This window comes from Persicobacter sp. CCB-QB2 (assembly GCF_001274635.1).
GTDB lineage: Bacteria > Bacteroidota > Bacteroidia > Cytophagales > Cyclobacteriaceae > Persicobacter > Persicobacter diffluens.
The window spans coordinates 2858104-2880438 of sequence record NZ_LBGV01000001.1 but is presented as its reverse complement, the minus strand read 5'-3'; the positions used below and the strand labels follow the sequence as shown (position 1 = coordinate 2880438).

The following is a 22335-nucleotide window of genomic DNA, read 5'->3' as shown; positions in this document are numbered from 1 at the left end:
ATTGATGGTATAAGAAAACTAAAACCAATGAACAATCAGTACAAAACCGTTGAAGATTCAAGGGTTGAAATCAAACAATTGATGCTACCCTCTAATGCCAATTTTAGTGGGAAAATCCATGGAGGGCACATTCTGGCTTTAATGGACCAGGTGGCTTTTACCGTGGCCTCCAAGCATTCGGCCTGTTATTGTGTGACTGCCGCCGTGGAAAGAGTAGAGTTTTTAAACCCTATTGAGGTAGGAGAACTGGTTTCAATGAAGGCACAGGTCAATTATGTGGGCAATACCTCCATGATTGTGGGTATTCGAGTGGAGGCAGAAGATATTAAAACCGGAAAAACGAAGCATTGTAACTCCTCCTATTTTACAATGGTGGCAAAGGAGGAGGGAGGGCAACCGCACAAGGTGCCCGGCTTGGTGATTAAAGATCGCGATGGCATTCGACGATTTCTGAGGGCAGCCAAACAGGTAGAGTTTACCACCAATAAAAGGCATGAATTTCATGAACATCAGGATGAAGATTTTCAATCTGAGGAATACCTGGAAGCCCTGAAGCAGTATAATGTAAAAATGGAGTTATAAGCGAAATGACGCCTGCTGGAAATCTCTTTGAGCTTTATGGAGGTAGAAATGAAGGAATAATTCTCTGTTGTGAGTTTTTGCAAAAGTTGCAGGCGGAGGAGGAGAACGAAAGTTTACCCAAATCCGGGCTAAAAAAATCAGCAAAATCACCTGCAATAGTCTGAAAAATAGACGCTATAATGGCATCATTCTGGAAAAAAAAGCGATGAGTTGGTCTCATCGCTTTTCCTTTAAATAGGCATTTATAAATAGGCACTTAGTGCTTTTCTTCAACCCGGTTGCCGTCTTCCCTTTCTAAATCTGAAAAGTCAGGATTCAGGGGTTTGTAGAATAATTCTGCACCACCCGTCATTTTACCACTGATTTTTACACTGGCATTCACCCAAACTTTTGCCCCATCGGATAGGTCCAGTTCATAATGCTCAGATGCTAAAGGCTGGAAGGGGTTTTCCACCATATTCAGACTTGAGCTTCCGGCTGCTTTTACCTGAACTTTTTTCGGGCTTCGTCCATTCAAGTTACAAATGGCTTGTCCCTTAAGATCGATCGTGGTGGTTTGCGGGATAATATTATCCATAAAAATTTTCGAGCCGGTGCCACTTCCATAAATGGAAATATTTCTGGAGGCAAAAACGCCATGAGAGCTGACTTCCGCTTGGTCTTTGGCGATCAGCTTAATGTCCTCATAGGTAGTGAAGCCATCAGGGAAACGAACTTTTGCCTGACTTTTGGCTTCTAGTTCTATTTTCTCATTAACATTGTTGGTGTAAAGGTAGATGGTCAACTGTGAAATGGACGTTTTTTCCGGAGTGGAGATCGTCAATTGGTCATCATTATAAAGAAAGGTGACTTCCTCTAAATTTCCGAAGCCCCGAAGTTCAGCACGGCTATCACTTCCAATGCGAAATTCTACATTTAAATCCTGACCAATAATGACTTTGCTGAAAGCGGAAAGTTCTTTGGTTAGAGAATGAGGTTTGGGGTCATCTTTTTTACAAGATGAAAACGCAACCAATGCGAATAATAGTCCTGATAAAAGGGAAAATCTAAGTTTTTCCATTATGAATAATTTAGTTTAGGAAATACTGAGGAGGTGTTTACAGCGGATTGATGTGGGCTGTATTTTCCTTTTTTATAGGAGCCTTGAGTAGGTAGCGTATTCAAACCGGATTTTTCATGCTCAAACCCTCGTTTAGCTGCCAGGCGGAAAATGAAGGAATTTTTCCTGTTTCGAGTTTTTTCCAACAAAGCAGATGAATGGCAAGCAAGCTTAACCCAGTTTGGGCGATTTAAAAATCGGTAATGTCAATCGCCGTGGATTGAAAATGAGTTTGTTGGCTCGCTTCTCAAAGTCCAGCGGTGAATAATTAGGGATAATCGCTTTTGTTAAGGTGCCAATTTATAAAAAAGTGGCTAAAATTTACTTTTTAGGCGCTTGTTTAAAAGCCTTTTTCATTTGAATAATTCTAAGTATTATCGCATTGATTAGGATTATTTTGGTAGAATAGTAATGGTGCCTGGATCCTAATTTTAAGCTCCATTAACGGAAATGCCTTATTTTTTAGTGTTCGTCCTTAATGGTCGCATTTCCTCCGTCCTGCTTTTCGATGTGGAGATGGCCTTCAAAAGATTTGTAATACAAATGACTCCCATTCTTCACCAAAGCCTGCAAAGTGTCGGTAGCATGCACCCATGCGTTCCCCCCATCAGTTAGATGAATTTGAAATTTTGGGGCAGAAAGCGGATTATTTAAAAACCAATGGTCGTCCCCATCCAAATGAAAACGGGCGCCATTCCGTACCCGGAGATCCACCAGCGCATTCACCTGCCCACCAACATCTACCCGACTTCCATCGTGAATATCAAATTCAGCAAGATGGGCAGAGAGCTCATGAATATAGATGCGGGCAGCATTTCTGGCTTCTATAGTAATTAGCGAGTCCACAATGAAACGATCATTGGTTTCTAATCTGCCGGCATCCAGGATTTGAAGGTCTAAAGTTTTTGAAGTGAAAAATTCTTCCGGGATATAAATTTGACTCGAATTTTTCAAACAAATACTTTCCAGAGAAGGGGTGGAAATTTGAACGATGTTGTATTCCGGATTCAATCCATTGATTTCCTTCAGGTGCAGATGTGAACCATTTTGTTCCCATTTAACAGCGGAAATTGATCCTTCCCCGAGGATATCAATCCGGTGAGGGCCGTTGACCAAATGAATCCTGACATCATTATAAGTACTGATTTGAGAGAAGGGCAATAGCACTCTTTCCTGTACATCAGAATCATTACAAGAAAAAAAGCCGATACTAATGAGCAATAAAAGGAATGCCAGCTTAGGGCTTGAAGTATTATTTTTCATTTGGGATGTAAATAATTAATCCCAAAACTAGTCATGATTTTGATTTTTGTGTTTATCTGAAGGGTATTTTTAGGAGAAGGCTAAAACAGCAGGGGTTATTTGGTTTTCTTTTCTCCACTCATGATGTACCAAAGAATGATCCCTCCGGCTATAAAGGGCGTAATAAAGGCGATTGCGACAAGAAGCAGGGTCATTTTTGTTAGAAAGTGTTGAACTAAATCCCTTCGGGATAGCTCATCATCACTAAAGATAGTGATCATACCGATTTTTATAAATTAAACCTTTCACAATTTTCACCTAAACAAAAAAAAGATGAGAAAAAAGAAAGGATTAACCATCGTTGAGCAGGCTATCATTGCTGTTCCGGAATTTGCAAATGTATGTAAGAAAATGGCTTCTCAGGTCAGCTTACGCGGTCAAAGTGAAAGCACACTGAACAATTACATCAGGCGGGTGGCGCTGTTTGTGCTTCATTTTAAACAGTTACCGGAGAAAATCAGTGAGGACGAGATCAATGAATATCTGGTGGCTTTGGCCCGTGACCCGAAATCACCCTCTCGAAGTAGCTTTAAGCATATGGTTTATGGCTTGCGCTACTATTTCCGATTGTTGGGGATGAATAAAAATGCCATCGCCCTACCTTCCCTAAAGGGGGATACCAAATTGCCGGTCATTTTAAATCGCTCAGAATTAAAGGAGCTTTTTGCCGCACCGTTTTTACTCAAACAGCGCATCGTTCTCACGCTAATTTATTCTGCTGGCCTAAGGGGGCAGGAGGTGATCAACCTTAAATTGGGTGATGTTGATTTGGAGCGAAAAACGATTCATATCCGGCAGTCAAAGTACAAGAAGGACCGCATTGTCCCACTTTCAGAAGTGATGGTTGTTGGTTTAAAAAAATATCTTTCAGCGGAACATCCTCACATTTGGCTTTTTAATGGAAAAGATGGCGGTCAATACAGTGTCCGTGGCTTGTCATGGGTAATGCGGGAAGCATTGAAGAAAACCCAAATCAAAAAGAAGGTTAATCTACATTCACTTCGGCATAGTTATGCGACCCATTTACTGGAAGATGGATTAAATATCGTTACGGTAAAAGACCTGCTTGGGCACTCTGAAATCGGCACCACGATGATTTATTTACATGTGGCGCAATGCGAAAAGCTAACCCCTCATAGTCCATTGGACACCCTATATGGACGGAGATAATGCGACCGGCCTTCGAAATTGCGGATGTCATTCGACAATTCGGGAAGCAATATTGTGAGCAGGAAAAGCCTACCGCTGAACAGCTCAGGGTGCTCAATGATTTGCTTAACTGCCGGACTGCCACATTGGGTGGGCATGAAGAACGATGTGACTGTTGCCATACCGTCCGCTACAGTTATAATAGTTGTGGTAACCGTCATTGCCCCAAATGCCTGGCTTCCAAGCAGGCTTTATGGATCGAAAAACTGATATCGAAAACCCTTCCGGTCAGGCATTATCATTTGGTGTTTACTGTGCCTCATGTGCTCAACCGACTTTGTCTTTATGATCGAAAACTGTATTACAGTGCACTTTTCGATGCTTGCTGGAGCACCTTAAAAACCTTCGGCTATACACATTTCGGTGCGGAAACGGGGGCGGTCTGTGTTTTGCATTCATGGGGACAAAATTTATCGCTGCATCCTCACCTGCATTGCCTGGTGCCTGCAGCGGGTTATGACTTGAAAGGCCGCTGGAAAAAGCTGGGCGATCATCAAAAATTTCTTTATCCGGTGCATCAGTTAAGTGGTGTTTTTAAAGGGAAATTTCTGGATTTGCTCAAACGGCGTTTACGGAAAAATCAGCTGTTAACCGATTTTGAGGAGAACATTGAAGAAGCTTATGAAAAAAAATGGGTGGTATATTGTGAGCCTGCCATGGCCAATGCGGAGCATGTCATTCGTTACCTCGGGCAATATACGCACCGGGTAGCGATTAGTAACCAGCGCATTCTGAAAATTACCCAAACCCATGTCTCTTTCATTGCTAAAAACTATCGGACAGGTGGTCAAAAAAAGACCATTACGATCACTGGGGTTGAATTCCTCAGAAGATTTTGTCAGCATATTCTACCGAGGAATTTTGTCAAAATCCGGTATTATGGAATTTATAACCCGACCACCAAACGCAATTTAAAACTGCAATTTCAGCCAGAGAGACGTCCGGTCGAAAAGGAAATTCAGCGGAGCAATGAAACTGCAACGGCAGTGATCCATCGCATCGCAGGTAAGGATTTCAAAAAGTGTCCGCATTGTGAGCATGGCAAAATGGTGGTAGTTCGGGAGCTTCCGAAAATTCGTTCTCCTGCCATTGCCATCAGCACCTTGTTCTACAAGGCCCTGCAATAATTTTGTACAAGCACGAAAAAAAGCCGCATTTTCATGTGGCCTGGAACCGAACACCCTAAACCTCGGAGATTCAGTTGAAAATCGGAAAATAACCAAGAGAATCACCTTTTGAAAAGTCAATATTTGATGATTTTCAGCTTCAAATTTTTGTAAAAAAGACTGAGGGATAAAGAAAACATCGATAAACTTGCCGCAAAACACATAGTATCAGATCGGGGACTCCATGCGCTCAGGGGTGTAGTTCAACCGGGAATATTCGCTGGGTCTTGCAGACCGCTCGTATTCCTATTTATTAGTGATGCTTTTAAGTAAATAGAATTTAATCATTTATTATTAAACATGCTATTTGGAGGGAAGTTTAAAGGTGATGCCTGCCAAACCTTTTTGTTGACACTTCATGACGCATTTTTGATTCCAATAGTCGGCGCTCGGCATTCTGACCAGGGTGTCGGTATTCATATTAGTGGCCAGGTTTTCTATTTGGAGCATCCATAAGTTAAAGGCACTTATTTGATCCATTCTGGCACCGGTCACTACTACTACTTTACAACACCAAAAATGACGAGTGGTATGAAATAGGAATTCTTCTATGGATTTATGGAAAAATTTGAAGGTTGGGAGGGTGAGCTGACTTAAATCGAGAATGAACTTGCAGCATTTGCTTTGTTGGATGAAAGGAGCGATTTGTTCTTTTAAGTAATGGAATTCGGCCTCTTCAATGACATCCCGAAAAGAAACAGTCGCCAATTGATCCCTTTTAGATAATGTGAAACTTAGTCCGGGTGATTCGTAGGAGGCCATCTGCGTAATAGTTTTTATTTATTATTATTTAACGATTTTATTAGATTAATGATTAAACAAAATGACGAACGTATCATTTTCGACCCCAATTTTTAACGCTAAAGAGGGATAAGGGTTAATTTGTATCTTTTTTGATGCAAAAATCACGGGTAGTGGTTTTTTTGTACGCAGTGCTATGCGTGAAAGAAGCCATGAATTGGTTGGAATTTTCGTAAATTGCGGTCGTATGGATAAAGGATTAAAAGGGGCTAAGGCCCTTAAACAATATATTACCAAGGCCCTTTTGGAGGCATTAGGAGAACGCGAAGCAGAGAGTGTAGCCTATGGTTTGTTGGAAGATTTGTTTGAGATTGACAGAACGGCCGTGTTGACGGACGCGCCATTGGAATTAGTGGAAGAAGAATGGGATGAATTATGGGATGCGGTGGAGCAACTGAAAAAGCAGGTGCCTTTACAGCATGTCACGGGCGTTGCGCCTTTTTTCAATCGTAAATTCATTGTGACTCCTGAAACTTTGGTTCCTCGGCCGGAGACGGAGGAGTTGGTGCAATTGATTTTGGAAGAGAACCAGGGCGACTTGTTCAATGTACTGGACATTGGGACTGGAACCGGCTGTATTCCGATAACGCTTGACCTAGAAATGCCACATTGTGATGCTTTTGCGGTGGATATTTCAGAAAAGGCCTTGTTCGTAGCCCGAAGAAATGCGGTTTATCTGGATGCTGCCGTGGAATTCGAGCAGATGGATGTGCTGAAAGATGCCCTGCCCTTCCAGCAGACTTTTGATGTGATCGTGAGTAATCCGCCCTATATCTGCGAAAGAGAAAAAGCGGATATGCATGAAAATGTTTTGAAATATGATCCGCATCTGGCGCTTTTTGTGCCGGATGATGCACCCTTATTATTCTATAAGCGTATAGCTGATTTGGCCATGGATCATTTGAATGATGGCGGGAAGCTGTATTTCGAGATCAATGAGGCTTATGGAAAAGAGACTAAAGCCATGCTGGAGGAAAAAGGATTTGAAGAGGTTCGGATTGTGAGGGACCTGAATGGAAAAGATCGCATCGTGCGCGCAGAGCGATAAAAAAAGCCCGAAGTTTTCATTACTTCGGGCTTTTTTCGGTATAAGTTGAACTATTCATCGCTATTGTCAAATATTAATTCAAAGTCAATACCAATAATTAGGCTTTAATAGGTGGAACGGGCGGTTATTCCCCTGACTTATTATTTCTTCTGTTGCTGAATCAATTCCAGCAATACTTTAAATTCCAGTGCAATGGTCCCCTTCTCTTCGGGTGGTAAGCCATTAAAGGCCTGAGAAGTTTCAAATCCACGGATGATATAAGAAAACAGCTGCTGGTCCTCCAGGGCTTTCACCATTTTGCCGGTCAGGTCCTCTTTTGATATCATCATGGGCTGGCTTTCCATAAATTCCAGGAAATGTAATTGCTCATCCCGCATTTCCTTAAAAGCGGCATAGCCCAGTTTCTTTTGAAAAAACGCCTCCTCTTTATAATACAGATAGACCGCAAAAATGCCCCTGAGCAATGCTCCCTGGAGGTAGTTGCCGTATCCATCCATTTTAAAACCCAAAAAGAAAGCACTCAATAAAGGCTGTTCCTGTCGAATTTCCTCATACAAAGTTTTATACCCTTTCGGACCAATTTTATTCAACTGATCCTCAATCGCCTCAATTTTTTCAATCATAGCGCAAAGCTAATCAAATATTCCTGTTTTTTTATCTCCGTCTTCCTCAATCAAAAAAGCCGGATCCTGATCGGAACCGGCTTTTCACATTGTGAAATTTTAAGCTTATAGCTCAAACTGCGATAAGTTCACAAACTCCTGCACACGGGCATTTACCGTAGCTTCATCCAAATCCTTCAATCTTTCCGGACCAAATTTCTCTACCGTAAAAGAAGCCATCGCTGAACCGAAAATAATTCCTCTTTTAAGGTTGTCAAAAGTTACATTGTCTGACTTTGCCAAATATCCCATCAATCCTCCAGCAAAAGTATCACCCGCTCCGGTAGGGTCGAAAACTTCCTCTAAAGGTAAGGCTGGCGCAAAGAAAGTACGGCCTTCACCGAAAAGCAATGCACCGTGCTCTCCTTTCTTAATCACCAAATACTTAGGGCCCATCTCTTGAATTTTTTGAGCCGCACGTACCAAAGAGTAATCACCGGACAGCTGGCGGGCTTCTTCATCATTGATGATCAACATATCAATCATCGTCAGTGCCTTTTTCAAATCATCCATCGCAATGTCCATCCACAGGTTCATGGTATCCATGGCAATGAATTTCGGACGGTTCTTCAGACGCTTGATGGTCTCAATTTGAATTGCAGGCGTCAGGTTACCCAACATTAAATACTGACAATCCTGATAACTCTCCGGAATGACCGGATCAAAGTTTTCCAGTACGTTCAATTCCGTGGTCAGGGTATCGCGGCTGTTCATATCGTTATGGTAGCGGCCGGCCCAAAAGAAGGATTTCTCGCCATCTTTAATCTGTAAGCCTTCGGTATCAATACCGTGGCGGTTCAGGTCTGCGATATTGTCGTTCCCGAAATCATCTCCCACCACTGCCACAATGTTGTTGGCTTCTTTTATAAAGTAGGAAGCTGCCAAGGCAATATAAGTGCAGGATCCACCAACAATTTTATCAGTTTTTCCGAAAGGGGTTTCAATGGCATCAAAAGCCACCGTTCCAATGGATAATAAGCTCATGGTTTATATATATTTTTATACTTTCTATAGGATGTCGTACTGAATTTAGAACGATTATTTTGCATCTTCAGTCACTGCTGCCGCTTTCTTTTTGAAGCCCAACCTTGGGTGACGCGTCACCTCCTTATTCGGGTCAAACATCAGGCGATAAGTGTGGTGCGTCTTTACGATTTTAGTGCCGAGGTTTTTAGCCAAATGCATCATGGCCGGATTGAAATCCCCAATCCAGTTCATCTCCAGCTCGGAATAATTGTGCACATCAGGGTTGATGACATTCTTTCCAGCTTCAATGATCAGTGCAGATTCCACCCCTTTTCCCTGGTGAGCCGTAGCGACCCCAAATACCATCCCCATTACACGCTTGGAGACGCCTCTCATTTGAAGGTATTTGAATTTTATCATCTGCCAGATATTCCACTTGCCATTCATATGGCGGAAAATCTGATTCACTTCCGGCAGGTTGATATAAAAAGCAACCGGCTCATCGAAATAATAACCAAAAAAGATCAGTCGCTCGTCCATGATGGGTTTCATTTGTTCCATCAGACTTTTAGCCTGCTCATAAGATAAGGACGCAACCCCCTCAAAATTTTGCCAGGCATCATTGTATACTTTGGTGAAATCGCGGGTGTATTTGTCCAGATTCTTTTTGTCGATCGTCTCGAATCGGTATCCTTCCGTATTCAGGATTTTTTCGGCCCTGCGGTGAATCAAATCCGAAAGCGGGTCGAAAGTATAGCGGCCAAAAGTATACTGTTTGAAATAGATTTTGAAACCGTAATTTTCAAATAATGCCTGATAATACTCCGGATGGTAGTTGTTTTCATAATTGGCCGTACGGTCATGCCCTTCTACCAGTAGGCCCCACCATTTATCCCGCTCCCCGAAATTAATCGGGCCATCCATGGCCTCCAACCCTTTATCCGTTAACCAGTCTTTGCAGGCATCAAACAATTTGAAAGCGGCCTCCTGATCATTGATGCACTCAAAAAAGCCCATGCCACCTGTGGGCTGGTCATTGTCTTTATTCATGGTGGTGGAGCTGTAAAAAGCAGCTACCCGACCAATATATTTTCCCTTTTCATCCTTAAGCATCCAGCGGATGGCCTCCCCATGCTGGTAAAACTTATTTTTCTTAGGATCAAAAACAGCCGCGATGTCCTTGTCCAGGGGACGGATGTAATTAGGATAATCTTTATATAGCGGATGGGGAAAGTCAATGAATGCTTTCTCCAATGCCGAATTATTTACTTCAATTAATTGCATAATATAGCTGAACCTGAGATTCTACCGAAAAATTTGCGCAAGAACCAAAGTTAGCACAAAATGGGTGCTTAAAAAACGATTGCCCCGAAAAGCGGGCAATCTACCGCACAGAAAAGGGCAGGATTAGTGGGAAATGGTTTATATAGTTAAAATATTTTCATAGAGACGTTTAGGTGTGCCTGAATTAGAATCAGTTTAAAACATGACAATCATTAGTCTTTTTTAATAGAAATAGTGGGAATTTTTAATCTGAAAAATGACGATTTATTGAGCGTAAGCCTGTTAGGGCGGGGTTTCATTTTTGGGATAAAACTTAGCCTTATCGCTTATCGGTTTCAATGATTTCGACATTGGATTTTATGATTTGATGAAGGAATGTGGCGGGACTACATTTGCATCATCATAGAAGTAAATAACAGACAAACAATAAAAAATATCATTATGAATTTTATCGGATTAGACCAAGCCAAATCAGACGAATTAGCCCTTGCTTTAAACGATTTGTTGGCCAATTATCAATTATATTATCAGAATCTGCGTGGGTTCCATTGGAACATTAAAGGCCCGCAGTTTTTTGAATTGCATGCGAAATTTGAAGAGCTGTATACCGAGGCGCAGGAGCAAATTGATGAGATTGCTGAGCGTATCCTTACTTTAGGTGCTACGCCGATCCATTCCTTTGGTGATTATTTGGCGAAAGCCGAAATAGAGCCTGCTGTGGATGTTTTTGATGCGGAGAATACGGTAAGTATTACCCTGAAAAATATTCAAACCCTGATCTCTAAAGAGCGTGCTATTTTGGAATTGGCAGGGGAGGCTGATGATGAAGGTACATCTACTTTAGTAGGAGATTATATTTCTGGTCAGGAAAAAACAGCCTGGATGCTGAATGCTTATTTGGGATAATTGATCCTTTCAAATAATGTCAAAAGAGGAAAGCGATAATTTCGTTTTCCTCTTTTTTTTTATAATGTTTTTTTTAGACAAAATGCAGGGAGTCGAATTGGCTTTTGATCATTAAAGATCGTTTTTGGTTACTATCATTAAAACTAATATTAGGATAAGGAAAAGCAATGTTTAATTCCCTTCTTTAAAATTGATTTTCGCTGAGCACCCCCATAATTTGGGGTTTAATTTGAAATCTTTTAAATCCTAAAACATTAATAACAGATGTCATTAGTTGGAAAAAAAGCCCCATCATTTGTGGCTCCTGCAGTAGTAAACGGTGATGAAATCGTTGAAAACTTCTCTTTAGAGCAGTATATCGGTGAGAAGGAAGTGGTTTTCTTCTTCTACCCAAAAGATTTTACTTTCGTTTGCCCAACTGAAATCCTGGCTTTCCAAAGTAAACTGGCTGAATTCGAAAAGCGTAATGTTGCGGTTGTGGGTATTTCTTGTGATTCTGAAGAAACACACCTGGCTTGGTTATCTACTCCTAAAAAGCAGGGTGGAATCGAAGGTGTAACTTATCCATTGGTGGCTGATTTGGCGAAAACTATCGCGAATAATTATGGTGTTTTAGCTGGTGACTGGGAATACAATGACGAAGGTGAATTGACTTTCGAGGGAATTCCGGTAGCATTCCGTGGTACCTTCCTGATTGATAAAAAAGGGGTGGTTCGTCATGAAACGATCAATGACTTGCCATTAGGTCGTAACATCGACGAGATGATCCGTTTGGTAGATGCTTTGCACCACGTTGAGGCGCATGGGGAAGTATGCCCGGCCAACTGGTCAGAGGGCGAAGAAGCAATGAAAGCCACTAAGGAAGGGGTAGCAGAGTATTTGTCTGCTAATTAAGCCTTTTGGTATTAAGCCGAATTATTCACCGCTAAACTTATCAAATAATCACAAGTAGCTTATTTCAAATTCATTATAGATTGTTTTCTTTGATTTATAATAGCCCAAATTTGGACAAGCTAGCTTTCTCCTCATTCATCTGTTTCGTTGGAAAAAACTCGAAATAGGAAAAATTCCTTCATTTTTTCCGCCTTACAGTTAAACGAGGATTTAAGCATGAATTAATCCGGCTTAAGCCGAAAAATGCACTGGCAGATTAAAAAATCCACTCGAGGAGCTTATTTTAAGTGAACGGTAGATTTTTTAACTGCTTTTTTCCGCCCAAAATGGGATGAGCTTGCTTTTCCGCCATCAGTCGCTTCCCTGGAAAAACTTAATATAGGTGCTATTGCTATATTTTCCCTGCCTTGTGGCTAGATGCGGATTTATGCATGCATCATTCGGCTAAAGATAATTTTCCTAACCCTCCGATAATATCGGGGGGTTTTTTATTTTTGGGTAAAATTTGCTGCCTTCTGGGCAGTTGATGGTTTCATCCAACCAATACCCATGGGGCAATTCATATACAATTTTTTCTTCCACCTGGTGGAATCGCTATTGCCAGTTGCGGCATTATTCAGCAAAAAATTAAAACTATTCGTCAATGGCAGAAAAGACGTTATTAAACGAATAGCCCTGTTTAAAAGAGAAAATTCGGCTCCGGTGGCCTGGTTTCATTGTGCTTCTCTGGGGGAATTTGAGCAGGCACGCCCGGTATTGGAAGGCTTTAAAAAGCGATACCCACAGTATAAAGTGGTCCTGACTTTTTTTTCTCCGTCTGGTTACGAAGTCCGGAAAGATTATGCCGAGGCAGACTTGATTACTTACCTACCGGTAGATACCTGGCAGAATGCCAAGCGCTTTGTGGATACGCTGGAGCCTTCCGTGGTTTTCTTTGTGAAATACGAGTTCTGGTATAATTTCCTGAAGCGGGTCGCACAGAAAAATATACCTTTATTTTCCTTCTCTACCATTTTCAGGGAAGATCAGATCTTTTTCAAGTGGTATGGTAGCTTTTTTCTGCGCACACTGCATTGCTTCGATCATTTTTTTGTTCAAAACGAGACTTCTGTTCGACTATTGGAAGAGGCCAAGATTTATAATTTTAGCAAAACCGGTGATAGTCGGTTTGATCGTGTGGAGGAAATATGTCAGCAGGCGGTGGATTTACCCATTGTAGAGAATTTTGCGAAGGGACATCGTGTTTTAGTGGTGGGCAGCAGCTGGCCACAGGATATGGAAGTGCTTTACCCCTTGATTAACCGGGGGGATGAAGATCTGAAATTTATCATTGCACCGCATAATCTGAAAAAAGAGGAGATGGAGGAAGTGGAGCAAAACGCCCTGGTGCCTTGCATTCGTTATTCCCTGGCCACTGAGGAAAATGTGGCGGATAAGAAATTGCTGCTCATCGATAATTTTGGTATGCTATCTTCCCTTTACCGTTATGGTAGCTTCGCCTATGTTGGGGGTGCTTTTGGCGCAGGCCTTCATAATATTCTGGAAGCAGCCACTTACGGCTTACCGATCTTTTTTGGTAGATCTGCCAAAAACTCAAAATTTCAGGAAGCCGTTGATTTAGTCAAGCGCCAGGGGGCATTTATGGTCAAGGATGCTGGCGACTTTTTGCAGCAATTTGATCATTTTTATCAAAATGAGGAGAAAAGGCGTCAAGCCGCCGAAGCTTCGCGTGCATATGTGGAAGAAAATTTAGGCGTTACGGATCAAATTCTCGATTTTTGCGAAGCTTATATTAAATAGCCAAATACAATATGGAAGGATTAGTGATGCGCTCTACCGGCTCCTGGTATGAAGTTCGAGAAAAAGAAAGTGAGCAGGTATACCGTTGCCGATTACGTGGAAAATTCAAAATAAAAGGACTGAAGGTCACCAACCCATTAGCGGTGGGAGACCGGGTGACTTTTGAGTTGGAAGAAACGGAGGAGGAAACGGGCGTGATCACCGAAATTCATCAGCGGGATAATTACCTGATTCGGAAGTCTACCCGAAAGGTGCGTCACGGACATATTATTGGGGCTAATCTGGATCAGGCCATTTTGGTTTGTACTTTGGTAATGCCCAGAACCTCTCAGGGATTCATAGACCGTTTCCTGGTTTCTTGTGAGTCTTACCATATTCCGGCAGTATTGGTGTTTAACAAGTCTGATATTCTGGTGCCGGAAGCCCTGGAAATTCAGGAAGAGCTGATGGAGTTGTATGAATCTCTTGGCTATAAATGCCTGGCGATTTCTGCCAAAAAAGGGGATGGACTGGACGCCTTCAGGGAGTTACTCAAGGGAAAAGTATCTATTCTTTCCGGACATTCGGGTGTAGGGAAATCCACGGTGATTAATGCTATCGCACCGGAGGTAGAGCAATGGACGCAGGAAATCTCTACCTATGCGAACAAGGGTGTGCACACCACTACCTTTGCAGAGATGTTTGAAATTGAGCCCGGGACTTTTTTAATCGATACTCCGGGCATCAAAGAGCTGGGCTTAATGGATATCAAGGAAGAAGAAATTGCGGGTTATTTTCCGGAATTCCGTGCTTTGTTGAGCGAATGCCGTTTTTACAATTGCAGCCACATTCACGAGCCGGGCTGTGCGGTGCGGGAAGCCATGAAAGAGGGCTATATCGATGAAGGACGATATTTGAGCTACCTCAGTATGATTGAGGGCGATGATAACCGCCGATAGCTAAAGCAGGATTCTTCTGTTGAGTAAGAGCAAAACGCCAAAGTAAATAATGGATCGCAGGGCATGGGCTTCGACTATGCCCACGATGCCGTCGCGGCTGGAAAAGAAAGCTACCAAGGCCAAATAAAGCAGTGTAGCACCAAATTGTATGCTCAGATAAACTTTGGCTCTGGATTGAGCCGTGACCAGAAAAGCGAGAAGATAGCTCAGGATAAAAAAGAAATCCCCAATTTGCTGGAAAAGGAAAAAGTCGGTTGCTTCCAAAAATTGGTGACTGAAAAGTACCATCAAAAGAATATCCTTACCAAAAAAGATAAAGAGGGATCCCACCAAAGTCACCGGGATTACCAGGGCAAATACCCCCGAATGTAGGTGCGCAATTCTTTTGGGAAAAAGATAAGCTGGTTTACTTTTGGGAAAAAGGCTACCCCTACTGTACCAGTAAACAATAACAGGTAGTTTTCGGAAATTTTGACCACCGATTGCCACTGCCCCGTCTGTTCCAGTCCATAGGTATTCATTGCCCATTCCCGTACGCCGTATTCCACCATTTTACCAAATACAAATGCGCCAATGCTCATGGCAATAAAATCCCAAACGGCTTCCATAGAGCCTTTACTGGTTTCTACAGGGCGAATTTTCCGGATAAGTCCGTGATAAGCAGAATAGCTCATGGAGAGTATTAAGCCCATGGCCTGTCCGAAGGCCACCGAAAGCAGGGCCAATTGCTGATCATCTTCATTAATAAAAATGGCCACCGCAATAAAAGAGAGAATCATGCCCAAAAGGCTGAAAAGGGTGTAAGTCTTCGCATTTCCATGCGAGAGAATTACGCTCATCAGGAAAAGATGGATCAGGATGAGAATAGCTGCGGTAAAGAAGAGCCCTTCAAATGGAAGTCCGGAATTTCCCAGAATTAAAAACTCTTTCAGAAATATATTTTTTAATCCATAAAACAGGACAAAGCTAAAGACAAGGATAATCAGATTATATGAAATTACGGCATAGAAAACCCGTCGCCTCGGCCCTGCGTCTAAAGTAGGATTAGACCAAAATTTCACCAATGCCCGGTTGATCCCTTCGTTGGGGATCTGGGTGATCAGTTCAATTAAGTTTTGAAAGTGAGCCAGTAATGCAATGCCGGAAGGTCCAAAATATACAGCAAACAGTTTAATGATACCCAGCTGCGTGATGATTCGAATCAAGAGGGTACTCAGGCTCAGTTTCGCTTTACTGAGCCAGTCAGAACTAAATATTTTGAGAGCTTCGATAACAAAAACAGTTTACAGGCGATAAAAAATGAGATCCTATTATAGTTAGGTAGAGGTATAAAATTTAAAAATTATTCAAATAAATAGCGCAAAAAAACAGTTTTTTGTTTGTCCGCTCCACAATTTTCCCCAATTATGCGAACTTATAAATCCCGTTATGGTGGTTTTTCTTTAAATCGCTCGTTGGTAAATTTCCTTTACATGAGGCAAAATATCTTTCTTCTTTTATTCGTTACCCTTTCCTTTCCCGCTTTTTCGGGGAATCAGATTAATATTCAAAAAGATAGGCGTGCGATGCGCTATATCGAAAAGGGGCTGGATGCTACTTACAATTTTGAATTTGATTTGGCGAATGATTATGCCGATTCTTTAGATGCCTACCTGGGCGAACACCCAACGGTATATCTACTGAAAGCGCGGGTACTTTTTTGGAAACAGAAATTTGTACCCGATGCCAATAAATTGGAAACGCAGTATGTACACCTTTTAGAACGAGGTATGGAACTGACTTTGGAGCTGCTGGCGAAATACCCTGAAAGTGCTGAGGCTAAATTTGCGGCCCTTACATTTAATGGAATGTTTGCTGAATATTGGTTTGATGAGGGAAGCTCGATGAAAGCGATTAATTATGGAAAAGTGCTCTATAATTATGTAAAGGAGGGCTTCGGACTGATGGATCAGTTTCCGGATTTCTATTTTACTACCGGCCTGTATAATTTTTACAGAGTAAAGTTTCCTCAAAATAACCCCATATACCGTCCTTTTATGATGTTTTTTAAAAGTGGGGATATTGAATTAGGACTGGAACAAATGGCTTATGCCACCGAGAATGGCGTTTTTACAGCAGTGGAGGCGAGGCAGTACCTGTTTCATTTGCAGCTACGCTACGGAATGGATGCCAAAAGTGCTTTGCAGCAATCCCGGTATTTGATAACTCATTTTCCGAATAATCCCTATTTCCGTTGCATGTATCTGGAAAACCTGGCCTATTTAGAGAAAGAGGATGGACAAAGAATGGAGATGGCACGGGCACTGACCCAGCAGAATATTTTATTGTATAAAGCGCCGGCTTACACCTTTATGGCGCGTTTTCTCTCAGAAGACAATCCAAAGGATCCACAGGTGAAAACCTATTTACTGGAGGCCGAAAAGTATTTTTTGAAGCAGGAGCATCCCTCTGACCACGGCTTGTGCGTGACTTATATTGAGTTGGCTAAATATGCCGAGGCAACAGGGAATTCAGCGGATTTTAGCAAGTATAAAAAGCTGGCCATAAAATACAATAAATATGATATCGACAGCCGCTCTATAAATGCACTGTAGGGGAAATATCAACAGAAGTTTGATTGCAGAAAACTATCCTTATTTTTGTGCTTTGCAAGGCAGAAAAGACATATGAAAGACACCTATTTAACGCTGGCCGGAACATCAGAAGGTTTATATAAAGAAAAAGGAAGTAAATTTTTGGCATATGCTTATCCTATTAAAAAGGAGGAAGACGTCAAGGAAATTGTGGATGCCCTAAAAAAGCAGTACTACGATGCCCGTCACCACTGCTTTGCCTGGGTGTTGGGAAAGGAGGGCGAACGCTACCGGGCCAATGATGATGGAGAGCCGAATCACTCCGCCGGAGACCCTATTCTAGGGCAGATTCGTTCCAATAATCTGACTAATGTGTTGATTGTGGTAGTGCGCTACTTTGGAGGGACGAAGCTAGGAGTACCGGGATTGGTGAATGCTTATCGGACTTCAGCGGCAGAGGCGATAGAAGAGGGGGAAATCGTGGAGAAAATCCTGACGATAGAAATCCCTTTTCGCTTTGAGTACTTGTCGATGAATGATGTAATGAAATTGATAAAAGAGTACGATTTGGAGATCGTAAAACAGGAGTTTGATAATGTTTGCGAGATGGAAATATCGGTTCGGGAGAAATTATTTGAGCAGGTGTATGCCAAATTGAAAGATATTGACGGTCTCTACCTATTAGAGGAAGAAGAATAAAAATGAGCTATAAAAAAAGGTCGTGATGTGCTCACGACCTTTTTTATTACCCTTATTAACCTTTAATAAAACGCTGGTTCCAGCATTTGTATCTTTCGGAAAATTTCCAGACAAATCCAGGCATCTGTGGCGGCATAATCAATTTGCTGAGGACTGTATTCCGCCTTCTCCCAATTGGAGGTTTGTTGGTTTTTAGAGATGCGAATCCCCAAGAAAATCGCGGATAGGTTTCTGGCGCCGGTTACTTTTAAGCCCAAATTTTTTACTTCCACGGCTAAATCCACATATCCATTGGGTAAAATGTCTCCAATTTCCTTTAATCCGCGGATATCATCCGTTAAAGCAATGCCTACTTTACAAATGTCCGGATTGGAAAGAAAGTCTGCCAGGCGCGCTGTCATGCCCGTTTGCTTTACCCTGATCAGATATACTTTTTCTTCTGTCGCAATTTGAATCAGAGCAATTCCGTTATTCTCGCCCTTTCGGAAATTGGGTTTGGTCTCTGTATCAAAACCCACCACATTGTATTGTTCAATTTCCTTTAAAGCCTCTTGAAGTTCGTCCTTTTCCGTGATATAGACTACTTCTCCCTCATATTTGGTTAACGGTAATTCGTTGACTTCTTCTTTACTTATTTCTTTTTGATACATAAAAGCTCACTTAATCGACTGCCACTACCGGCTCAGCCTTTTTGGCCGCATCCGGTTTAACGAACAAATACCCGAAAATGATTGTGACGAATGGACTTAGGATGTTAAAGAAGCAGTAAGGTAAATAGGCTAAAGTGCCTACTGATAATACTCCTGCCTGATACGCACCACAGGTATTCCATGGAATAAGTACCGACGTCACAGTACCGGAATCTTCCAGTGTTCTTGATAAAACTTCCGGAGCAATTCCCCGATTGCGATAAACATCTGCAAACATCCTGCCAGGCACCACAATCGAAAGGTATTGGTCAGAGGCAGTTACATTGAAAAATAAACAGGATCCGGCGGTAGCGGAAATCAAGCCACCAACTGAATTTACCTTACTAATAATAGCAGCAGTAATACGTTGCAAAAGGCCGGTAGACTCCATAATTCCACCAAAAATCATCGCACAAATAATCAACCAGATGGTATTGAGCATGCCTTCCATTCCACTGGAAGTAAGCAGTTCATTGACCTGCGTGTTTTCTGTAGTGATAGAGATTGTTGTAAACATGGATTTCATCAAGACACTATAAGGTGCAACCCAGGTAAAATCCTCTGTTCCGGCCACTTGTTGGATAACGGAGGGCTGGAAAATCCAGGCAAAAATACCTCCCAGCAATGTACCAATTAAAAGGGCCGGGATCGCAGGCACTTTTTTTAGGATCAGGCCAATCACCATCACCGGAACCAAAAATAACCAGGGGGTGATGTTGAAGGTCTGATCAATACTCTCACGAATCGCTTCAATATTACCAGCATCTGCACCAGAGGAATGCTGGAATCCCAAAATCAAGAAAATGATAAGGGTGATGATGATGGACGGAACTGTAGTAAACATCATACTTCGGATGTGGGTAAACAAGTCCGTACCTGCCATTGCGGGGGCCAGGTTGGTGGTATCAGACATAGGAGAAATTTTATCTCCGAAATAGGCGCCAGAAATAATCGCACCCGCAATCATGGGTTTATCAAAGCCTAAAGCGGAACCAATCCCCAAAAGTGCAATACCAATGGTGGCAATAGTAGTCCAGGAACTCCCAATGGCAATGGAAGCAATGGCACAGATAATTACGGTGGCAAATAAGAAAATCTTTGGGGTCATAATGCCCAGTCCGTAATAAATCATGGAAGGGACAATCCCGCTCAATAGCCAGGTGCCTGAAAGGGAACCGATCAGGAGCAAAATCAAAATCGCCGGAAGGGAGGATTTGATACTTTGCACAATACCTTCCTGCATATCATCCCAATTGTAGTGCAGGTTGACCCCGACTACGCCCGCTAATGCAGCCGCCAGGATTAGTGCAATCTGATTAGGACCATAGGTTGCATCATCTCCGAATATAAAAACATTGGCGGCTAAAAGAAGAATTAATAGGCTTACAGGTATGAGGGCCTGAAGAAGGGATGGTGTTTTATAAGACTTTTGCTCCATCTATAGTATTTTTGTAATTATGTTATCCAAATAAAAACCCGTCGATAGGCGGGTGCAAAAAGCGTACGTTAATCAATTGATTAGTTTTATTTTTTGGATAATCGGATAAATTTAACGAAATGTCATGAATAAGTTATACAAAGTAGCCATAATCGGTACCGGCAATGTAGCATGGCATTTGGCTCCTGCAATTGAAAATGCAGGCCATAAAGTAATGACGGTCTACGGCCGGGATGCCAAGCGTGGCGCCCAATTAATGAATCGACTTTATGGGGCTGAATGGAAGCCCGATCTCGACTTTTCAGACACAAAGGTAGACATTATTTTGATTTGTGTAAGTGATGATGCGATCTCCGAGGTGGCAAAAGAGATTATTTTGCCGGATGGAGCAATTTTAGCGCACACTTCGGGAGCAAAGCCCATGGGAGAACTTTCTTTTGCAGCAGCGGATGCACACGGAGTTTTTTATCCTTTACAAACTTTTTCTAAGAGAAAGGAAATCGAGGTGGAAGAAATCCCCTTTTTAATTGAAGCCTCTTCGGATTGGGCCAGTCAAAAATTGCTGAATTTTGCGGCTACGATCAGTCAAACGGTGAGGGCAATGGATTCTGCCCAAAGGCGATATTTGCACCTTTCTGCGGTATTTGCCTGTAATTTCTCCAATTTCATGATGCTGCGGGCTTCTCAGATCATGGAATCCCAGGGCCTGGATTTTGAATTGTTACATCCTCTGATTGCCGAAACGGTGAATAAGACCTTGGAAATTGGTCCCAAAGCAGCCCAAACGGGCCCGGCCATACGTAAGGATGTTCAAACATTGGAAGCGCACCTGGATTTGCTGGAAGATGATATGGACAAGGCCAAGGTGTACCGGGCGCTTAGTCAGCAAATTATTGATGAGTGGCACCGCCCGAGTGAAGAAGAGGAGTGGGAATTATAAAACAGGATTGTTATGATAGGAAATAAACAGCAGCCATTAGCAGAACGCCTGCGCCCCCGAAATATTGATGAAATGGTGGGGCAGCAGCATCTGGTGGGCCCTAAAGGAGTATTGCGTCACTCGCTGGAAAGCGGCATGGTGCCTTCTTTAATCCTTTGGGGGCCTCCGGGTGTGGGGAAAACAACGCTGGCTCAAATTATGGCAGAGACGGTGAAAATGCCCTTTGCCACCCTGAGCGCTATTTCTTCCGGCGTAAAGGATGTTCGGGAGGTGATTGATAAGGCGCGCCGACAGGAAAAAACGCTGTTGTTTATAGATGAAATTCACCGCTTTAATAAGGGGCAGCAGGATGCGCTCTTAGGGGCGGTGGAGCGTGGACATATTACCCTGATTGGGGCGACTACCGAAAACCCTTCTTTTGAGGTGAATGGGGCTTTGCTTTCACGTTGTCAGGTGTATACCCTGAAATCTTTGGAAGAGGAAGATCTGAAAGGTCTGGTCAGAAGGGCGCTTTCGGAGGATAAGGTGATTGCACCTAAAAACCTGAAGGTGGCAGAATATGAGGCTTTATTGTCTGTTTCCGGTGGAGATGCGCGCAAGCTGTTGAATTTGGTGGAGATCGTGGCAGATGCCTTGAAAGAGGGAGAACAAATCACCAATGAGCTGGTCAAAAAGTTGGCCCAGCAGCGCATGGCCCTTTATGATAAGAATGCCGATCAGCATTATGACTTGGCTTCGGCCATGATTAAATCTATCCGGGGTTCAGACCCGAATGCGGCAGTGTACTGGATGTCCCGTATGATCAAGGGAGGAGAAGACATTAAATTTATTGCCCGCCGTTTATTGATTTCTGCCTCAGAAGATGTGGGCATGGCCAATCCGACAGCTCTGGTGATTGCGACCAATGCTTTTCAGGCGGTGCAGGCCATTGGCTATCCGGAGGGAAGAATTATTTTGGCTCAATGTGCGGCTTATTTGGCTTCCAGTCCGAAGAGTAATGCGTCCTATATGGCGGTGAATAAGGCCATGCGATTGATTGATGCTACAGGGGACTTGCCGGTGCCTTTACATTTAAGAAATGCGCCCACCAAATTCATGAAAGAACAGGGCTATGGTAAGGGCTACAATTACAGTCATGATAATCCGGGGAATTTTGCACCACAGGAATATTTACCAGAAGGACTGGAAGGCACGAAACTCTATGATCCGGGAGATAACCAAAAAGAAAAGCATACCCGGGAGTGGTTGAAATACTGGTGGAAGGATAAGTATGGGTATTAACCCGGATTTATTCCGGCTTAAATCTTCGTTTAGCTACAAGGCGGAAAAAGTGAAGGAG

General features: G+C 42.6%; 23 protein-coding genes. 12 read left to right on the top strand and 11 right to left on the bottom strand.

Going from position 1 to position 22335, the window contains the following annotated elements:
- Positions 1 to 27: 27 nt before the first annotated feature.
- Positions 28 to 582 (top strand): acyl-CoA thioesterase, encoded by a 555-nt coding sequence (locus NG22_RS12735; protein WP_053406073.1) that lies wholly within the window; start codon positions 28 to 30, stop codon positions 580 to 582.
- Positions 583 to 838: 256 nt separating this feature from the next.
- Here the strand turns inward: NG22_RS12735 and NG22_RS12730 are convergent, their stop codons facing one another.
- From NG22_RS12730 to NG22_RS18055, 3 genes are all read right to left on the bottom strand, one after another.
- Positions 839 to 1642 carry a DUF2807 domain-containing protein gene (locus tag NG22_RS12730; protein ID WP_053406072.1) on the bottom strand — a complete coding sequence of 268 codons (804 nt, stop codon included), beginning with the start codon at positions 1640 to 1642 and terminating at the stop codon, positions 839 to 841.
- Between the two features lie 501 nt (positions 1643 to 2143).
- Positions 2144 to 2944, bottom strand: coding sequence for a DUF2807 domain-containing protein (locus tag NG22_RS12720; RefSeq protein ID WP_053406070.1), 801 nt, complete (start codon positions 2942 to 2944; stop codon positions 2144 to 2146).
- A gap of 95 nt (positions 2945 to 3039) precedes the next feature.
- The gene (locus NG22_RS18055; RefSeq protein ID WP_216597628.1) at positions 3040 to 3204 is read right to left on the bottom strand and encodes a hypothetical protein; all 165 of its coding nucleotides are present in this window, start codon (positions 3202 to 3204) and stop codon (positions 3040 to 3042) included.
- 52 nt (positions 3205 to 3256) lie between these two features.
- On the opposite strand from NG22_RS18055, the gene NG22_RS12715 reads away from it, so the two are divergent.
- Positions 3257 to 4153, top strand: coding sequence for a tyrosine-type recombinase/integrase (locus NG22_RS12715; protein ID WP_216597627.1), 897 nt, complete (start codon positions 3257 to 3259; stop codon positions 4151 to 4153).
- A complete protein-coding gene (locus tag NG22_RS12710; protein ID WP_053406069.1) occupies positions 4153 to 5319 on the top strand; it encodes an IS91 family transposase in 1167 nt (388 codons plus the stop codon). The genes NG22_RS12715 and NG22_RS12710 overlap by 1 nt, the downstream gene beginning before the upstream one ends.
- Before the next feature lie 342 nt (positions 5320 to 5661).
- Here the strand turns inward: NG22_RS12710 and NG22_RS12705 are convergent, their stop codons facing one another.
- Positions 5662 to 6120, bottom strand: a complete 459-nt coding sequence (locus tag NG22_RS12705) for a hypothetical protein (RefSeq protein ID WP_053406068.1) — start codon at positions 6118 to 6120, stop codon at positions 5662 to 5664.
- Positions 6121 to 6346: 226 nt separating this feature from the next.
- Here NG22_RS12705 and prmC point away from each other — a divergent pair, with 226 nt between their 5' ends.
- Positions 6347 to 7207, top strand: a complete 861-nt coding sequence (gene prmC / locus NG22_RS12700; protein ID WP_072159297.1) for a peptide chain release factor N(5)-glutamine methyltransferase — start codon at positions 6347 to 6349, stop codon at positions 7205 to 7207.
- 140 nt (positions 7208 to 7347) lie between these two features.
- Here prmC and NG22_RS12695 read toward each other — a convergent pair whose 3' ends face one another.
- The 3 genes from NG22_RS12695 to NG22_RS12685 all read right to left on the bottom strand — a co-directional run bounded on the left by NG22_RS12695 (position 7348) and on the right by NG22_RS12685 (position 10119).
- A complete protein-coding gene (locus tag NG22_RS12695) occupies positions 7348 to 7830 on the bottom strand; it encodes a hypothetical protein (RefSeq protein WP_053406067.1) in 483 nt (160 codons plus the stop codon).
- Between the two features lie 105 nt (positions 7831 to 7935).
- Positions 7936 to 8853: a PfkB family carbohydrate kinase gene (locus NG22_RS12690; protein WP_053406066.1), complete on the bottom strand. Its 918-nt coding sequence runs from the start codon at positions 8851 to 8853 to the stop codon at positions 7936 to 7938.
- A 54-nt stretch (positions 8854 to 8907) separates the two neighbouring features.
- A complete protein-coding gene (locus NG22_RS12685) occupies positions 8908 to 10119 on the bottom strand; it encodes a hypothetical protein (protein ID WP_053406065.1) in 1212 nt (403 codons plus the stop codon).
- 441 nt (positions 10120 to 10560) lie between these two features.
- Here NG22_RS12685 and NG22_RS12680 point away from each other — a divergent pair, with 441 nt between their 5' ends.
- The 4 genes from NG22_RS12680 to rsgA all read left to right on the top strand — a co-directional run bounded on the left by NG22_RS12680 (position 10561) and on the right by rsgA (position 14657).
- Complete coding sequence (locus NG22_RS12680) at positions 10561 to 11025, top strand: Dps family protein (protein WP_053406948.1); 465 nt, start codon at positions 10561 to 10563, stop codon at positions 11023 to 11025.
- A gap of 264 nt (positions 11026 to 11289) precedes the next feature.
- Positions 11290 to 11919, top strand: coding sequence for a peroxiredoxin (locus tag NG22_RS12675; protein WP_053406064.1), 630 nt, complete (start codon positions 11290 to 11292; stop codon positions 11917 to 11919).
- A 549-nt stretch (positions 11920 to 12468) separates the two neighbouring features.
- Positions 12469 to 13719 (top strand): 3-deoxy-D-manno-octulosonic acid transferase, encoded by a 1251-nt coding sequence (locus tag NG22_RS12670; protein ID WP_072159077.1) that lies wholly within the window; start codon positions 12469 to 12471, stop codon positions 13717 to 13719.
- A gap of 11 nt (positions 13720 to 13730) precedes the next feature.
- Positions 13731 to 14657: a ribosome small subunit-dependent GTPase A gene (rsgA, locus tag NG22_RS12665; protein ID WP_053406062.1), complete on the top strand. Its 927-nt coding sequence runs from the start codon at positions 13731 to 13733 to the stop codon at positions 14655 to 14657.
- Here rsgA and NG22_RS12660 read toward each other — a convergent pair whose 3' ends face one another.
- Together NG22_RS12660 and NG22_RS12655 are read right to left on the bottom strand one after the other, a co-directional pair.
- Positions 14658 to 14945, bottom strand: coding sequence for a hypothetical protein (locus tag NG22_RS12660; protein WP_216597626.1), 288 nt, complete (start codon positions 14943 to 14945; stop codon positions 14658 to 14660). It abuts the gene before it with no gap.
- Between the two features lie 56 nt (positions 14946 to 15001).
- Positions 15002 to 15862 carry a hypothetical protein gene (locus NG22_RS12655; RefSeq protein WP_053406060.1) on the bottom strand — a complete coding sequence of 287 codons (861 nt, stop codon included), beginning with the start codon at positions 15860 to 15862 and terminating at the stop codon, positions 15002 to 15004.
- A gap of 267 nt (positions 15863 to 16129) precedes the next feature.
- Between NG22_RS12655 and NG22_RS12650 the strand changes: the two genes are divergently transcribed.
- Together NG22_RS12650 and NG22_RS12645 are read left to right on the top strand one after the other, a co-directional pair.
- Positions 16130 to 17251, top strand: a complete 1122-nt coding sequence (locus NG22_RS12650) for a hypothetical protein (RefSeq protein ID WP_157601066.1) — start codon at positions 16130 to 16132, stop codon at positions 17249 to 17251.
- A gap of 72 nt (positions 17252 to 17323) precedes the next feature.
- On the top strand, positions 17324 to 17929 hold the full coding sequence (locus NG22_RS12645) for a YigZ family protein (RefSeq protein WP_053406058.1): 606 nt from the start codon (positions 17324 to 17326) through the stop codon (positions 17927 to 17929).
- A gap of 62 nt (positions 17930 to 17991) precedes the next feature.
- Here the strand turns inward: NG22_RS12645 and NG22_RS12640 are convergent, their stop codons facing one another.
- Together NG22_RS12640 and nhaC are read right to left on the bottom strand one after the other, a co-directional pair.
- Positions 17992 to 18579 (bottom strand): 3'-5' exonuclease, encoded by a 588-nt coding sequence (locus NG22_RS12640; RefSeq protein WP_053406057.1) that lies wholly within the window; start codon positions 18577 to 18579, stop codon positions 17992 to 17994.
- Positions 18580 to 18589: 10 nt separating this feature from the next.
- Positions 18590 to 20056 carry a Na+/H+ antiporter NhaC gene (gene nhaC, locus NG22_RS12635; protein WP_053406056.1) on the bottom strand — a complete coding sequence of 489 codons (1467 nt, stop codon included), beginning with the start codon at positions 20054 to 20056 and terminating at the stop codon, positions 18590 to 18592.
- A 124-nt stretch (positions 20057 to 20180) separates the two neighbouring features.
- Between nhaC and NG22_RS12630 the strand changes: the two genes are divergently transcribed.
- On the top strand, positions 20181 to 20996 hold the full coding sequence (locus tag NG22_RS12630; protein WP_053406055.1) for a Rossmann-like and DUF2520 domain-containing protein: 816 nt from the start codon (positions 20181 to 20183) through the stop codon (positions 20994 to 20996).
- Between the two features lie 12 nt (positions 20997 to 21008).
- Positions 21009 to 22277 (top strand): replication-associated recombination protein A, encoded by a 1269-nt coding sequence (locus NG22_RS12625; protein ID WP_053406054.1) that lies wholly within the window; start codon positions 21009 to 21011, stop codon positions 22275 to 22277.
- Positions 22278 to 22335 lie beyond the last annotated feature (58 nt).

Coding starts and splice junctions, on each gene's coding strand:
- NG22_RS12650 (WP_157601066.1), top strand. CDS start 16,130: ATGAGGCAAAATATCTTTCTTCTTTTATTCGTTACCCTTTCCTTTCCC.
- NG22_RS12695 (WP_053406067.1), bottom strand. CDS start 7,830: ATGATTGAAAAAATTGAGGCGATTGAGGATCAGTTGAATAAAATTGGT.
- NG22_RS12690 (WP_053406066.1), bottom strand. CDS start 8,853: ATGAGCTTATTATCCATTGGAACGGTGGCTTTTGATGCCATTGAAACC.
- nhaC (WP_053406056.1), bottom strand. CDS start 20,056: ATGGAGCAAAAGTCTTATAAAACACCATCCCTTCTTCAGGCCCTCATA.
- NG22_RS12680 (WP_053406948.1), top strand. CDS start 10,561: ATGAATTTTATCGGATTAGACCAAGCCAAATCAGACGAATTAGCCCTT.
- NG22_RS18055 (WP_216597628.1), bottom strand. CDS start 3,204: ATGATCACTATCTTTAGTGATGATGAGCTATCCCGAAGGGATTTAGTT.
- NG22_RS12735 (WP_053406073.1), top strand. CDS start 28: ATGAACAATCAGTACAAAACCGTTGAAGATTCAAGGGTTGAAATCAAA.
- NG22_RS12660 (WP_216597626.1), bottom strand. CDS start 14,945: ATGGTACTTTTCAGTCACCAATTTTTGGAAGCAACCGACTTTTTCCTT.
- NG22_RS12640 (WP_053406057.1), bottom strand. CDS start 18,579: ATGTATCAAAAAGAAATAAGTAAAGAAGAAGTCAACGAATTACCGTTA.
- NG22_RS12630 (WP_053406055.1), top strand. CDS start 20,181: ATGAATAAGTTATACAAAGTAGCCATAATCGGTACCGGCAATGTAGCA.
- NG22_RS12705 (WP_053406068.1), bottom strand. CDS start 6,120: ATGGCCTCCTACGAATCACCCGGACTAAGTTTCACATTATCTAAAAGG.
- NG22_RS12645 (WP_053406058.1), top strand. CDS start 17,324: ATGAAAGACACCTATTTAACGCTGGCCGGAACATCAGAAGGTTTATAT.
- NG22_RS12720 (WP_053406070.1), bottom strand. CDS start 2,944: ATGAAAAATAATACTTCAAGCCCTAAGCTGGCATTCCTTTTATTGCTC.
- NG22_RS12730 (WP_053406072.1), bottom strand. CDS start 1,642: ATGGAAAAACTTAGATTTTCCCTTTTATCAGGACTATTATTCGCATTG.
- rsgA (WP_053406062.1), top strand. CDS start 13,731: ATGGAAGGATTAGTGATGCGCTCTACCGGCTCCTGGTATGAAGTTCGA.
- NG22_RS12715 (WP_216597627.1), top strand. CDS start 3,257: ATGAGAAAAAAGAAAGGATTAACCATCGTTGAGCAGGCTATCATTGCT.
- prmC (WP_072159297.1), top strand. CDS start 6,347: ATGGATAAAGGATTAAAAGGGGCTAAGGCCCTTAAACAATATATTACC.
- NG22_RS12670 (WP_072159077.1), top strand. CDS start 12,469: ATGGGGCAATTCATATACAATTTTTTCTTCCACCTGGTGGAATCGCTA.
- NG22_RS12675 (WP_053406064.1), top strand. CDS start 11,290: ATGTCATTAGTTGGAAAAAAAGCCCCATCATTTGTGGCTCCTGCAGTA.
- NG22_RS12710 (WP_053406069.1), top strand. CDS start 4,153: ATGCGACCGGCCTTCGAAATTGCGGATGTCATTCGACAATTCGGGAAG.
- NG22_RS12625 (WP_053406054.1), top strand. CDS start 21,009: ATGATAGGAAATAAACAGCAGCCATTAGCAGAACGCCTGCGCCCCCGA.
- NG22_RS12685 (WP_053406065.1), bottom strand. CDS start 10,119: ATGCAATTAATTGAAGTAAATAATTCGGCATTGGAGAAAGCATTCATT.